The sequence below is a fragment of the Lawsonibacter hominis genome, assembly GCF_014287895.1.
In the GTDB taxonomy this organism is placed as follows: Bacteria; Bacillota; Clostridia; order Oscillospirales; family Oscillospiraceae; genus Lawsonibacter_A; species Lawsonibacter_A hominis.
Genome location: NZ_JACOPP010000020.1, coordinates 1 through 14,324 on the forward strand (window position 1 = coordinate 1; position 14,324 = coordinate 14,324).

Annotated in this window: 12 protein-coding genes; 5 read left to right on the forward strand and 7 right to left on the reverse strand. The window is 62.1% G+C overall.

All coding sequences use genetic code 11. The features are described from left to right. Positions 1–106 precede the first annotated feature (106 nt). From tnpA to asrB, 5 genes are all read left to right on the forward strand, one after another. Positions 107–562, forward strand: coding sequence for an IS200/IS605 family transposase (tnpA, locus tag H8S57_RS12570; protein ID WP_186908423.1), 456 nt, complete (start codon positions 107–109; stop codon positions 560–562). A gap of 268 nt (positions 563–830) precedes the next feature. Continuing rightward, on the forward strand, positions 831–3,506 hold the full coding sequence (locus H8S57_RS12575; protein WP_186908378.1) for a molybdopterin-containing oxidoreductase family protein: 2,676 nt from the start codon (positions 831–833) through the stop codon (positions 3,504–3,506). Further along, a complete protein-coding gene (locus H8S57_RS12580; RefSeq protein ID WP_186908379.1) occupies positions 3,503–4,117 on the forward strand; it encodes a 4Fe-4S dicluster domain-containing protein in 615 nt (204 codons plus the stop codon). Before H8S57_RS12575 ends, H8S57_RS12580 begins: the two co-directional genes overlap by 4 nt. After that, positions 4,114–5,772 carry an anaerobic sulfite reductase subunit AsrA gene (gene asrA / locus H8S57_RS12585; RefSeq protein WP_243204817.1) on the forward strand — a complete coding sequence of 553 codons (1,659 nt, stop codon included), beginning with the start codon at positions 4,114–4,116 and terminating at the stop codon, positions 5,770–5,772. The genes H8S57_RS12580 and asrA overlap by 4 nt, the downstream gene beginning before the upstream one ends. Continuing rightward, a complete protein-coding gene (gene asrB / locus H8S57_RS12590; protein WP_186908380.1) occupies positions 5,769–6,557 on the forward strand; it encodes an anaerobic sulfite reductase subunit AsrB in 789 nt (262 codons plus the stop codon). Before asrA ends, asrB begins: the two co-directional genes overlap by 4 nt. A 107-nt stretch (positions 6,558–6,664) precedes the next feature. On the opposite strand, the gene H8S57_RS12595 is transcribed toward asrB, so the two are convergent. From H8S57_RS12595 to H8S57_RS12625, 7 genes are all read right to left on the reverse strand, one after another. Beyond that, positions 6,665–7,663: an amidohydrolase family protein gene (locus H8S57_RS12595; RefSeq protein ID WP_186908381.1), complete on the reverse strand. Its 999-nt coding sequence runs from the start codon at positions 7,661–7,663 to the stop codon at positions 6,665–6,667. A gap of 23 nt (positions 7,664–7,686) precedes the next feature. Next, positions 7,687–8,883, reverse strand: a complete 1,197-nt coding sequence (locus tag H8S57_RS12600) for a M24 family metallopeptidase (RefSeq protein WP_186908382.1) — start codon at positions 8,881–8,883, stop codon at positions 7,687–7,689. 44 nt (positions 8,884–8,927) lie between these two features. Then, a complete protein-coding gene (locus tag H8S57_RS12605) occupies positions 8,928–9,902 on the reverse strand; it encodes a D-2-hydroxyacid dehydrogenase (RefSeq protein WP_186908383.1) in 975 nt (324 codons plus the stop codon). A 37-nt stretch (positions 9,903–9,939) separates the two neighbouring features. Beyond that, positions 9,940–11,265: a TRAP transporter large permease gene (locus H8S57_RS12610; protein ID WP_186908384.1), complete on the reverse strand. Its 1,326-nt coding sequence runs from the start codon at positions 11,263–11,265 to the stop codon at positions 9,940–9,942. After that, positions 11,262–11,810: a TRAP transporter small permease gene (locus H8S57_RS12615; protein ID WP_186908385.1), complete on the reverse strand. Its 549-nt coding sequence runs from the start codon at positions 11,808–11,810 to the stop codon at positions 11,262–11,264. The genes H8S57_RS12610 and H8S57_RS12615 overlap by 4 nt, the downstream gene beginning before the upstream one ends. Positions 11,811–11,947: 137 nt before the next feature. Then, positions 11,948–13,093, reverse strand: a complete 1,146-nt coding sequence (locus tag H8S57_RS12620; RefSeq protein ID WP_186908386.1) for a TRAP transporter substrate-binding protein — start codon at positions 13,091–13,093, stop codon at positions 11,948–11,950. A 282-nt stretch (positions 13,094–13,375) separates the two neighbouring features. Further along, positions 13,376–14,155, reverse strand: a complete 780-nt coding sequence (locus H8S57_RS12625; protein WP_186908387.1) for an IclR family transcriptional regulator — start codon at positions 14,153–14,155, stop codon at positions 13,376–13,378. Positions 14,156–14,324: the final 169 nt, after the last annotated feature.

Genomic DNA, 14,324 nt, shown 5'->3' on the forward strand with positions numbered 1-14,324 from the left:
CGGACATGGTTTACAGACTCCTTTCAGAATGGTGTGTCGCAACTTCATTCTACCAGAGTTCTGCAAACCATGTCTCTTTTTATCCTCTTTTATATTTGCGCAACTTATTTTACCTTATCAGCATACGAGTTGGAGATGTCAATATCATATTGTGTTTGCACCGAAATATCGGAGGATGGAGATATATGGGCAGATCAAACCGGATATAGGGATAATTTTGCGAAAGTTATGCCAGCAAAAAGGAGTAGAAATCATAGAAGCAAAAGCTTGTCCGGACCATATTCATATGCTTGTAAGTATCCCGCCGAAGTATGGTGTATCTCAGATTATGGGGTATCTGAAAGGAAAGAGCAGTCTGATGATATTCGATCGGCACGCAAATTTAAAGTACAAGTATGGAAATCGCCATTTCTGGGCTAGAGGCTATTATGTAGACACAGTAGGAAGGAACAAAAAGCAAATAGCGGAATATATCCGAAACCAATTAGAATCGGACCAGCTGGCGGATCAACTGGGACTTAAGGAGTTCGTGGACCCGTTTACGGGTCGCCAGAACAAATAGGCGCAGCGAAAACCCCTTAAGGGGCAGCCCGTGAAAGAAATGCGGTCGGCAAACCTTTCGGGGCCCCTTAAGGGGCTTCGTCCGTATCATGCCCTTCTAGGGCTTACTCAAGCCTCCGGCTTTGCCGGAGGTTTTGACTGCAGCGTACAAGGGGATCAAAACAAAAAACAGGGCTTGCTTTTTGTACGTCCCTATGGCATACTTTTGGTATACCAAAGGAATTCCGGTTGGCGGCGCAGCCGCCGGCCGAAGGAAACAGGAGGGGACTATGCAGGCAAACACATTCAGCCAGGCGGAATTTCTGGCTGCCGCCGGGATCGGGGGCCTGTGCCCGGCACAGGACGACACGCCGGCGTTTGCGGCGCTGGAGGGAGAGGGCCGGGCCGGGGCGGACGAGACCAGGATCGTCAAGACCTGCTGCCGGGCCTGCATCGCCAACTGCGGCGTGCTGGCCACGGTGCGCAACGGCCGGGTGGTCAAGCTCCAGGGCAACCCGGAGGATCCTATGAGCAAGGGGCGCATGTGCGCCAAGGGCCTGTCGGGCATCCAGGCCCTCTATCACCCCAACCGCAACAAGTATCCGCTCATCCGCGCGGGCGAGCGGGGGGAAAACAAGTGGCGCCGCGCCTCCTGGGACGAGGCGCTGGAGTACATCGCAAAGGGCCTGATGAAGGTGCGGGAGCAGTACGGAGCGGAGGCGGTGGCCTGCTCCACCGGCGGCGGCGGCAACCCGGAGATCTGGAGCATCGCCCGCTTCTGCAACATCTTCGGCACGCCCAACTGGTTCGAGCCGGGTTGCGCCCAGTGCTATCTGCCCCGGGTGCTGGCCTACACCATGATGTACGGCGGGGTGGACCCCAGCATTGCCGATTCCAACGCGCTGGAGCTCTACTTCCCCGACGAGACCCCCATCAAGACCCTGGTGCTCTGGGGGACGGCCCCCTCCTACTCCTGCCCCGCCAGCGGCGGCGGCATGGTCAGCGACCTGCGGGCCAAGGGGGTCAAGACCGTGGTCGTAGACCCCCGCATGACCCCGGACGCCGCCAAGTCCGACGTGTGGCTGCCCATCCGGCCGGGCAGCGACGTGGCCCTGATGCTCGCCTGGATCCGGTACATCCTGGAGCATAAGCTCTTTGACCGGGACTTTGTGCGCAAGTGGACCAACCTGCCCTATCTGGTGGACGTGGAGAGCAAGATGCTCCTCCGGGCGGAGAAGAGCCAGGACCCGGATGAGCCCGACACGTTTGTGGTCTGGGATCAGAAGACGGCCGGTCCCCGCCCCCTGCCCTATCCCTGGGACGACGCCCTGGACCCCGCGCTGGAGGGGACGTTCACCGTAGACGGACGGCGCTGCAAGACCGGCTTCCAGCTTTTGTGGGAGCGGGTGCAGGCGTATACCCTGGAGAAGGCGGCCGAGCTGTGCTGGCTGGACGCGGAGCGGATCGAACGGGCCATCCGGCTCTTCACCGACAACAGCCCCAGCGGCCTGGCCATCGGAGTGGCCACCGACCAGGGCGCCAACTCCGTCCAGGCGGCCATGGCGGCGGCCACCATCGACCTGCTCATGGGCAATGTGGAACGTCCCGGCGCGCTGCTCCAGCGCTTCCGCACCAGCGGGCTGTTCGATATGCCCAACTACCCGGTGCCCATCGCCGCCCGGATGCTGCCCGAGGAACAGCTGAAAAAGCGCCTGGGCGCCAACGAGCACAAGGGCCTGCACATCTGGTTTGCGGGGCATCCCTCCAGCATCCGGGACGCCATGATCACCGGCAAGCCCTACCCGGTCAAGGCGTGGATCGACCGTTCCGGCAATAAGCTGGGCGCGGTGGCCGACAGCCAGAGCTGGCTGCCCGCCATTGAGAACATGGACCTGATCGTCCACATGTACACCACGCCCACCTCCTTCTCCGCCTATGCCGACGTGCTCCTGCCCGCCGAGGAGTGGCTGGAGACCGACATGATGGTGGAGACCTGCAACAAACTTTTCGCCCGTCAGGCGGCGACCCACCTGTGGGAGACCATGGACGAGACGCTGTTCTGGTCCCGGCTGGCGAAAAAGTGCGCCGAGCTGGGCCATGAGCGCTGCCGGCTGGCCTTCGATCCGGAGTTTATGGGGAAGGATCTGGCCTACTGGGACAGCATGGACGAATTTTTTACCCACTTTACCTCCCGCATCGGCCTGACCTGGAAGCAGTTCAAGGAAAAGGCGCCCTTTGAGTACCTGCCCCGGGACCAGTGGCGCTCCTACTACGTCTACCGGCAGACCGATCCCAAGACCGGCAAGCCCGGGGGCTTCGCCACGCCCTCCAAAAAGCTGGAGCTGTATCTGGAGAGCATGATCACGCTCAGCCGCACGGGCAAGCCCTTCAGCCTGTATGAGCTGCCCCCCGCGTCCAGGGACTACGATCCCCTCCCCTATTACTTTGAGCCCTATGAAAGCCCCATCGCCAGCACGGAGCTGGCCAAGGAGTACCCCCTGGTGCTCACCAGCGGGCGGGTGCCCTTTTACCACCACGGTACGCTGCGCAACATCCCATGGCTGCGGGAGATCTATCCGGCCCCCGAGCTGTGGATCCACCCCACGGCGGCAGGGCAGTGCGGCGTGGCCGACGGAGACTGGGTCTGGGTGGCGTCCCAGCGGGGCAGGACCCAGGCCATCGCCCGGGTCACCGAGGGCATCAACCCGGGCACGGTGTGCATGGAGCGCTTCTGGAACCCGGAGAAGCTGAACACCCCCACCCACGGCTGGCGGGAGATGAACGTGAACATGCTCACCAAGGCCGACGCCCCCTTCAACGACGTGGTGGGCACCTATACCCTGCGGGGCTTTCTGGTAAAGGTCACCAAGGCGGAGGGCCCGCCGGAGGGCGTGTGGCTCAAGCCGGAGGACTTCAAGCCCTGGCTGCCGCAGCCCACCGAACCGACTCCGGAGGTGCGCGTATGAAACATGGTTTTGTGATCGACCTGGACCGCTGCATTGGCTGCAAGGGGTGCCAGGTGGCCTGCAAGCAGGAGAACGGCGTGGCGCTGGGGGCCAACCGCACGCTGGTGCGCACGGTAGGCCCCATGGGGAGCTATCCCGACGTGCAGATGTATTTCCTGCCCACCCCGTGCCAGCAGTGTGCCGACCCGCCCTGCGTACAGGTCTGTCCCACCGGGGCCTGCTGGCAGAACCGGGAGGAGGGCGTGGTGCTCATCGACCGGGAGCAGTGCATTGGCTGCCGCAGCTGCGGGGAGGCCTGCCCCTACCAGGCCAATACGTTTAATCAGGAGCTGCGGGTCATGGACAAGTGCGACACCTGCATCGCCGCCCGGGCGCAGGGGGAGCTGCCGGCCTGCGTGCGCAACTGCGCCGGCGGGGCCCTGCGCTTCGGGGACCTGGACGACCCCGAAAGCGAGGTCTCACGCCTGCTCGCTTCCGTCCCGGCGGAGAAGGTCCATTCCCTGCGGGACTTTGGCAACGGACCGTCCATCCGCTACATCCTGCGCCGGGACAAGTGGGTGGACGCGCTGCCCCAGGAGCTGGAAACTGCGAAAGGAGGGCGCAACGGATGACACATCCTGAGCTGAACGCCGCCCGGGAAGGGCTGTACCGCCTGCTCTCCCGCCTGTACCGGCAGGAGGTGGACGCCCCCCTGCTGGAGCGGCTGCGCGGCATGACCTTTCCCCAAACCTGCCCCCAGCCGGAGCTGGAGGCGGGCTACCGCGCCCTGGAGCGCTGGCTGAGCGCCGGCACAGAGGACGCTCTGGACGCGCTGGCCGTGGATTTTGCCCGGGTATTCCTTGGGGCCGGCAGCGCCGAGGGCTGCGCGGCCTTTCCCTACGAATCGGTGTACACCAGCCCCAAGCGGCTGGTGATGCAGGACGCGTGGGAGCGGGTAAAGTCCCTCTATGCCGCCCACGGAGTACGCATCGACACAGATTCCTCCGAGCTGATGGAGGACCACATCGCCTATGAGCTGGCCTATATGGCCCTTTTGTGCCGGGAGGGGGCCGAACGCGCGGAGCAGCGCGCCTTCCTGGAGGAGCACCTGCTGACCTGGGTCCCGGACTTCTGCGCGGATCTGCAGCGCTGCGCCGGGACCGGGTTCTACCGCTGCGTGGCCCAGCTGACCCTGGGCTGGCTGAAGCTGGAGGAGGGCCTTCTGCAGGCGGAGGAGAACGCTCCGTCCCCGTTCAGCTGCCGCGTCAGCACCCCGGCGCTGGACCGGATCCTGGAGGCGCTGGGGAAAGAGTACCGCATCTACGCCCCCAAACGCTTTCCCGGCCGGGGCGCCAGGGCGGGGAGCGATTTGGTGCGCTACGCCCCCATCCGCTCGGCGGCTGAGATCGTCACCGACGCGCCCTCCGATTTTTCCGCCAAGGAGATCTTCTACCCCGTCAACCAGACCATGCTGTACTTTCAGGACGATGCGTGCCGGGAGAGCGTGCTCTCCGACCAGCGTGAGATCCTGATCTTTGCCCGGCCCTGCGACATCAACGCCGTCCGGCGGCTGGACCAGATCTTTTTGGGAAACGGCGGGGAGCAGGACGTCTATTACCGGCGCCTGCGGGAAAAGGTACGCTTCCTCCTGCTGGAGTGCGGCGGCGGCTGGGATACCTGCTTCTGCGTCAGCATGGGCAGCAACCGGACCGAGGACTACAGTCTGGCCCTGCGCCTGGAGGAGGGCGGCGCGCTGGTACAGGTGAAGGACCCGGCCTTCGCACCCTATTTTGAGGGGGCCGACGCCTGCGCGTATACCCCGGGCTTTGTGGAGGAGAACCGGCGTGCCGCCCGCCTGCCCGTCATCCCCGACCGGGAGACGCTGAAGACGGCCAGTGGCCTGGATTTCTGGAAGCAGTATGACGAGCGGTGCATCGGCTGCGGCGGGTGCAACACCGTTTGCCCCACCTGCTCCTGCTTCGACACGGTGGATGTGATCTACAACGAGACCAGCCGGGACGGCGAGCGGCGGCGGGTGTGGTCCTCCTGCATGCTCCGTGACTTTACCGCCACGGCCGGGGGGCACCGGGCCCGGAGTACGCCGGGAGCCAATATGCGCTTCAAAGTGCTCCACAAGGTCTACGATTACAAGGCCCGCTTCGGCGGCGAAGAGCACATGTGCGTGGGCTGCGGCCGGTGCGACCGGCGCTGTCCCAAGGACATCTCGTTCTACGACGCGGTCTGCGGCTTTACACAGGCCCTGGAACAGGAGGCGGAACACAAATGAACAACATCATGCTGCCCGCGCCCCATAAGATCCTGAAGGTCGTCAAGGAGACCCGCGCGGAATATACCTTCCGGGTGGCCTACGAGGGCGAGACCCGCCACGGCCAGTTTTTTCAGCTCTCCATCCCCAAGGTGGGCGAGGCTCCCATTTCCGTCAGCGGCAAGGGGGAAGGCTGGGTGGAATTCACCATCCGAAAGGTGGGCCGTCTCACAGAGGGGATCTTCGGTCTGGGCGCGGGAGACCTGCTTTTCATGCGGGGGCCTTATGGAAATTCCTTCCCGGTGGAGGAGTTTGAGGGAAAAGATCTGGTGGTGATCTGCGGCGGCACCGGCATGGCTCCAGTGAAGACCCTGCTCAATCACTTTTACGACCACCCGGAGGTGTGCCGCTCCGTCCATCTGATCGCCGGATTCAAGGACCTGGACTGCGTCCTGTTTACCGAGGAGCTGGAGAAGTTCAAGGGCCGGTTCCATACGGTGGCCACGCTGGATACCATGCAGGCGCCCGGCTTTCAAACGGGCATGGTCACCGCTCATATCCCCGCCATCCCCTTTGCGCGCTTTGCGGATTATAACGTGGTCATCGTGGGCCCGCCGGTGATGATGCACTTTGCCGCGCTGGCATGCCGCAGCGCCGGCGTGCCGGAAGAAAAGATCTGGGTCTCCTTTGAACGCAAGATGTCCTGCGCCGTGGGCAAATGCGGGCACTGCAAGATCAACGAGACCTATGTGTGCCTGGAGGGACCGGTATTCAATTACACCAAGGCCAAAGACCTGTTTGACTGAAGAAACGCCCCGCGCCTTCTCGGAAGGCGCGGGGCGTTTTTATGCAAAAAAGGATCGGACGGGAAGGGGGCCACCCGCCCGGCGGCCTCTTTTACCGGGCGATGTGTTCAGATTTGGGGGAAAATGGCCTGAGCGTTGCCGAAAAAGATCTGATCCAGGTCGTTTTTGCTCATCGGCACTGCGTCAAAGAACTCGTCCACCGCCTCGGGATACTCATAGGGGTAGTCGGTCCCAAACAGGATCCGGTCGAGCCCCAGCACGTCCACGGCACAGCGCAGGGCGCTGGGGCAGAAATCGCCGCTGGTGGTGACCCAGATGTTGTGACGGAAGTAATGTTCCGGCAGCTGCCGGTTGACGGCGGGCGCGATGCTGTGGTAGCCGCGGATCTTTTCATTCATGCGCCGCATGGTATAGGGGAAAATTTCCCCCATATGGCCGATGAGGACCTTCAGTGTGGGCAGACGGTCAAAGATGCCCTTGCAGATCATGCGCATCAGGTCTACCGACACGTCGATGCCGAAGCCGAAGGGGGCGGCGGCCAGTTGGGGGCCCAGGCCCTTCATCCGCTCGTCGATGGGCTGGGTGGGGTGGATGTACAGTGCGCCGTGATAGTCCGCCAGCTTCTTCAGCAGCGGGAAGTAGCAGTCGTCGTCAATATGGGAGGCGCCGAAGTTGGAATCGACCAGCCAGCCCAGAAAGCCCAGCTCCTTCATGCACCGCTCCAGCTCCTGAAGGGAGGCGTCGAGATCCGCCACCGGCAGGGCGGCAAAGCCCTGGAAGCGGCCGGGATACTTCCGCATCCCCTCGTAGAGGTAATCGTTGGCCTTCCGGCACCATTCCACGCTCTCCTCCGGAGACAGAAAGTCGATGCCGGAGGAGACGCTGAGCACCTGCATGCGGACGCCGTGGGCGTCCATGATCCGGATCCGCTCGTCCAGGGACTCCTCCAGGTGGGTGAGACGGTAGGGATGGCGGAGGGTAAAATCGTCGCTGCGGCGGAAGGTCCTGGTCGCGCGGTCATACATGGGATAATCGGTCCGGGTGGAGAAATAATCCATCAGCTCCGGAAAGTAATAGTGTGCTTCAAAATCAATTCGGTTCGTCATGTTATCCCCTCAATTTGGTGTCGTTAAAATTCCAGGGCAAATATCCTCTGTTCCGTGCGGGTGAGCCGTTCGGCGCCGCCGGCGGCGACGCGGAAGTTGTCACAGCAGATGGAGAACTGTCCGTCCCGCATCAGTTCCGGGTGGATGGCCAGGAACATGCCCTCCTCCAGCGCCATCTCCTCCTGGGGGCAGATGACGGGGGCTTCCATCATATCGTAGCCCTGGCCGTGGCCTGCAAAGCGGCCGTTTTTTGCGATCCCCCGGGCGGTGACAAAGTCGTCGAACACCTCGTTCAGCTCCCGGCCCGTGACTCCGGGCCGGGCCGCCGCCGCCACGGCATGCTGCACGTCCCTGGCGGTCTCATACAGCTCCAGCAGGGCGGGGGCGGGCTCGCCCAGACAGAAGGTGCGGGCCAGCTCCCCATAGATCCCGCCGGGGCCGGACACCTCGATCATCACGGTGACGCCGTCTCCCCGCTCGATGCGGCGGTTGGCGGCCGGGTTCTGGTGGAAGGGGACGCCGCCGCCGCCGGGGGCGGAGCCCACAGCCACGTTGCCCAGCCAGTCGCAGCACAGATAGCGGGAGGCGTGCTCCAGATCGGCCAGCACCTCATACTCCATGCGCCCCGGCCGCAGCAGCGCCGGGACCATGGCCATGAGCTGCTCATGGGCGCGCAGACAGCGGTCGATCAGCGCCCACTCTTCCGGACTTTTGACCGCTTTGATGCGGCTGAATTCCGCCGTGAAATCCACCAGCTCGCAGCCGGGTACGCCTTCCCGGACCCCCTCCAGCGTATCCGCGCTCATCAGCTGCCGGAGGATCACGCCGATGCGCCGAAAACCGCGGGAGCGGATCTCACGGGAGAGCACGGCGCCGATCATCCCGTCGGTGCAGCCGAAGGGCTGGCAGTAGGGCTTGCGGATGAGTTTTTCCACGTTGCGCAGGGTGGGAGGGATCGGCGCGGGGTCCATTTCCACCCCGTGGTTGATCAGGACCAGCCCGCCCTGGGCGGGAATGAGCAGGGTAGTGCTGTAGGGATTGGCGGCGGAATCCGTCAGATAACGGGTGATGCTGTCAAAAATGGTGCTCTGGGTCTGGGCAATGCAGCAGTCCAGGCCCTTGTCCCGCATGGCGGCCTGTACCGCCGACAGGCGGCGCTCCAGCTCCGCGCTGGAGACGGGATACTTATAGCGCGGGCCCGCCAGGTTCCATTCCGGCATGTCGTTGGCGCTCCTTTCCATTGGGCCGATCTGCGCCCGGCCGTTCAGCGCAGGGAGGCCACGTCGATCACGTTGAACAGCGGCCGGCCGGCCCGGAAGTTGTCCAGGTTTTCCAGGAACTGTTCCACCGCCCGGTCCACATACAGGGGGCTGGTGGCGGAATACTGGGGCGTGAGGAATACGTTGGGCATGTCCCAGAGCGGGCTGTCCGCGGGGAGGTCGGCCTCGTCGATGGCGTCCAGGGCGCAGCCGCCCAGATGCCCGCTCCGGAGCGCCTGGATCAGGGCGGCGGTCTCCACCACCGGACCCCGGGCGATATTGATGAGGTACGCGCCCGGCTTGCAGGCGGCGAGACGGCCGGCGTCGAACAGGCCGCGGGTCTCCTGCGTCAGGGGGGTCAGGATCACCACGAAGTCCATCTGGCCCAGTGCCAGGTCCAGGTCTTGGTTGGAGTAGACCCGGTCATAGTGCTCCAACGGCACCGCCCTGCGCTTGACGCCGATGACCCGGAAGCCCAGGGTCTTGGCGTACTTGGCCACCTCGGAGCCGATGGCTCCCGCGCCCACGATGCCCAGCGTCTTCCCCTCCGGCTCTTCGGGCAGCGCATCCGGCTTCTGCCGGATGTGCTTTTTCTGATTCTCCAGCATCAGCGGAAATTTGCGCAGGTAGGAGATCACATAGCCCATGGTGGTGACGCCCATGGGCTTGCCATGGATGCCGGCGGCATTGGTAATGATGATGTCCAGGTCTTTGATGCCGCATTCCATCAGCGGGTTGACCCCGGCGGAAAAGGAGTTGAACCATTTCAGGCGGCGGGACTGCCGGCAGAAGGTCTCGGGCTGCTTGCCGGTCCCGCCCCAGGCGAAGAGCACCTCCGCATCAGCGCCGCTGGCGAGCAGCTCTTCCTCGTTTTTAAAGTAGTATACATGATCCGCATGCCGGCGCATCTGCTCCAGATGGCACGCCCGGATCTTCAGGGGCATTTTTTCGCTGTTGGCGTGCATAACGATGACGTCCATTCTGCTTCCCTTCTCTCTCCTGTTTTGTGCCGCGGCGTCAGACCGCCCACATGATCAGCGCGGGGATGTATGCGATCAGCAGCAGTCCCACGACCATGGCGACGATATAGCGCGCCGCGGCGCCCGCCAGCTCATGCAGCTTGGTGTCCGTGACCGCCATGGTGGTAAACAGGACGTTGCCGAAGGGCGGCGTGATCATACCGATACAGCAGGCGATGGAAATGACGGTGCCCCAGTGCACCATGTCGTAGCCCAGTTTCACGAACAGGCTCTGGAACAGGGGCACCACGATGAGGATGATCGGGGAGGTACCCATAAAACACCCCATGATCAGTACGATGACGATGACCAGCAGCATGACCACCCAGGAGCCCATCGTTTCGGCCACCGGCGCCAGGCTGGCGACCACCTTGTCGGGGATCTTGGAATAGGTGAGCACCCAGGAGAACAGCCCCGCGCAGCACATGATCCAGAGCACGGTGGAGGTTCCCTTGCAGGTCTTGCGCAGAACTTTGATCACGTCGCGGATCTCATACTCCCGGTAGACGAACACGCCCACGATGAAGGAGTAGACCACGGCCACCACGGCGGACTCGGTGGGGGTGGCGATGCCGCAGAACATGGAGCCCAGGATAATGACGGGGGCGATGATGGCGGGAATGGCGTCCACGACGATCCGCAGGATCTGCCTGCCGGTCAGCCTGTCCCCGGGCTGGATGTGCTCGAAGCCCTTCAGCTCGTTGAGGCCGTAGGTCTTGGGCAGGCCCTTGTAGCCGTGCCTGCGGCAGCCCCACAGGGCCACCAGCACCAGAGCGGCGCCGATGATCAGGCCGGAGGGCAGGCCGGCCTGATAGAGCTTGGCGATGGACACCTGAGCGGTGGCGCCGTAGACGATCAGGGAGGTGCTGGGCGGGATGATGGGGCCCAGACAGGCGGCGGAGGCGATGATGGCGGCGGAGAACCTGCGGTCATAGCCCGCGTCCAGCATATAGGGCAGCATGATGGAGCCGATGGCGACCGAGCAGGCCATGGCGGATCCGGTCAGCGCGGCGAAGAAGGCGCACACCACCACGGTGACCAGGGCCAGGCCGCCCGTAACGTTGCCGAAGATCAGATTAATGACCCGCACCAGGCGCTTGGCAATGCCGCCGGCGCCCATAAGCTCGCCGGCCAGGATGAACAGAGGCACGCACATGATGGTCAGGGAATCCACCGATGAGATCATGCGCTGGGCCACAATGGAGAGGGGGACGCTCTGCATCAGGATATAGACGATCGAGCTCAGGCCGAAGGAGGTGGCCACGGGCGCGCCGATGAGCAGCAGAACGACCAATACCACCAGAAATACGAGAATCGAATTCATTTGTCGCCGTCCTCCTCTTTGCGTTCCGGTTTCCCCTCCTGGCGGTCCTCGTCCACGATGGCCACATACTCAGCGGAGGCAAACTGGCGGACAATCTTGGCCAGATGGCCGAAAAACATGATGACGCAGGAGATGGGGATGATGGAGTAAATGATGGCGTTATTGATGTGCGTGTTGGTGGTGACGGATTTGCTGGCGATCTCCAGCGCCGGGAAGCTGAATACGAACACCAGCACCAGGAACACCATCGCCAGCAGCTGCTGGAGCACGAACAGGACCTTGCGGCCCCTGGCGCTGTGCAGGGCGTCGTTCAGAATGGTGATGTTCACATGCACGCCGTTAACGGAGGTCATAGACGCACCCACATAGGCCAGCATGATCAGACAGATCTTGGCGGACTCTTCCGTCCAGGAAAAACCGTGGGTAAACACGGCCCGCGCCACAAGCTGGATCAGCAGAAAGACCACCATTCCCACCATCAGGACGATGGAGAGCACATCCAAAACCTTCAGCAGCACACCGGTGATTGTTTTCATAGCTTTCATAGCAGATACCCCTCTGTTGAAAAATACGCTTACCGCCCCATAAAGGGGGATGGCAGCCCGAACAGCACACCCGCACTGTCCAGGCTGCTATCCCGCATGTTACGTTTTGTCCAATGGGTGAGTACCGGGCCGCGCGCTCAGTTGGCGGCGCAGATCTCGGCGATGGCGGCGGCGTAGCTGCCGAACTCGTGGGTGGAGACGAAGTTTTCGTAGACGGGCTGTACCGCCTCCTGCAGCTGTGCAATCTCCTCCTCGGTGGGGTAGTAGAAGGTGATGCCGTATTCATCGGTAAGCTTCTGGACATAGGTCTCGTTGTCCGCCTGCAGGGCCTGGGTGCGGAACTCGGCGGCCTCGGAGGCGGCCTTCTGGATGAGGGCCTGGAGGTCCGCGGGCAGGCCCTCATAAAACTTGTTGTTGATGTCCAGGCCATTGAAGTGGGCGGCCTGGTTGGTCACGGCCACATACTTGATGTATTCGCCCTGGCCGTTGCCGGTGTACAGGGTCACGGGCACGTGGTCCACACCGTCGATGGTGCCGTTCTGGAGGGCGGGCATGATCTCGCTGGCGCTCATAGACACGGGCGCGGCGCCCCAGGCATTGTAGTCGTCCAGGAAGACGGGGCCTTCGGTGATGCGGATGGTCTTTCCGGCCAGCTCGGACATGTTATGGACGGGGCCGGCATTCTCCGTGGTGCAGATGGTGCGGAAGCCGATGCACTGCAGGGCCAGCAGGCTGGCGCCGGTGCTGGAGAACTCGCCCAGCATGTCCGCCCATACGTCGGAGGCCATCACATCGTAAACGTCGTCGTAATCCTTGATGAGGTAGGCCAGGTCCAGCACGTCGAAGAGACGGTTGTAGTTGGCCATGATAGCGGTATTGTTCACGCCCATCTCCAGGGTACCGGCGATGACCTGATCCACGATCTCACGGTCGGAGCCCATGGAGCCCATGTAGAGGTCCACGATGACGGCGCCGTCGGTCCAGGTCTCCACCCGCTCCTTAAAGGCGTTGGCCAGCACGTTCAGATGGCTCTTTTCGTTGCTCTGGGGGGTGGCCAGCTTGATGGTCAGGGGGTTCTCGGGCGTGTAATCGCCAAAGTCCAGGGCCGCTTCGCCCTGTGCGCCGGACTCGATGTCACCCACGTTGGTCAGCGTATCGGAGGACTCGGGTTCTGATGCGGGCGAGGGCGACGGAGCTGCGCTTCCACTTCCGCTTCCGCCGCCGCAGGCCGCGAGGGACAGGGACATGACAAGCGCCAGCAATAGAGCAATCGTCTTTTTCATTGGTACTCCTCCTCAAGAATATTGGTTGATATTCAATTTCAATTATTGAATATCTATGCCATATATTTAGCACTAATTTTAGATTTGGTCAATATAGTTTTTTAAATAAAAAATAAAATCGAGTTTTTGTATAAAATGTCGAGTTAAAATTTGTGCATTAAGTAAAACGGATGGGATTCTCAAAAACATGGGATCTAATTTGGAGATACAGCGCCCAAAGATGACGAAAGCGGCCGGCGCAGTACTGCGCCGGCCGCTTGGCTGGGATAATATGACCTCGTATCAGAGGGCTTTGTATGCCAACTGCGCGGAGATCTCTTCCGCGGCATGCCGGAGATGAGGCAGGGCGTGACGGACATATTCGTCCGTCAGGCGCTCGATGGGGCCGCCTACACTCAGCCCGGCGATGATCTGGCCCAGATGGTTGCGCAGTCCGACGGCAATACTGCCGTTCCCGCTCTCCAGTTGCTCGGTACAGAAGCTGTACCCCAGCTGCTGGACCTCCTTCACCTTTGCCCGGATGCTCTCCGGATCGGTCACCGTCTTGGGGGAGGGTTTGTCGTAACTGGCCTGGCGGAGGTATTCCTCCAGCTGGGCATCGGAATAGCCGGACAGGATGATGATCCCGTTTCCGCCGCAGTGCAGGGGCACATGCTTGCCGATAAAGGGCATCCGCGTCAGCACCGAGCCGGGAGGGCTCACCATGTCGATGTAGACCAGTTCCTGCTGCTGCGGGATGGCCAGGTAGCAGATCCCGTCGCAGCTGGCGGCGATGTTCAGCATATAGGGGTGTACCAGGTCGCGCAGATCGAATTTGGCCCGCACCATGTCCCCGATCAGGGAAAATTTCAGGGAAAGGGTGTATTTGGCCGAATTTTCATCCTGGATCACATATCCACGCTCCCGCAGGGCATTGATCATGCGGAAAGCGGTGCTCTGCGGGATCCCGCTCAGCTTTGCGATATCGTTGAGGCGCATGGGCGCGCCGTTGCGCACCATGGTCTCCACCACGTCAAATATCTTATCTGCGGATTGATTGGTCCGCGTCACCTTTTCAGCCATTCGGATCCTCCATTACACAAGTGCTGCCGGAGCGCGGACAAATTCGGCTCAACCTGGCATATAAATTCAATTATTGAAATTCACCATATATTTTTTACCATAGTTCGCCCCTCTTGTCAATCCAAACGAGCCAAACGGCTCCAAGGGCAAAGAAAGAGCGGACGCCCGG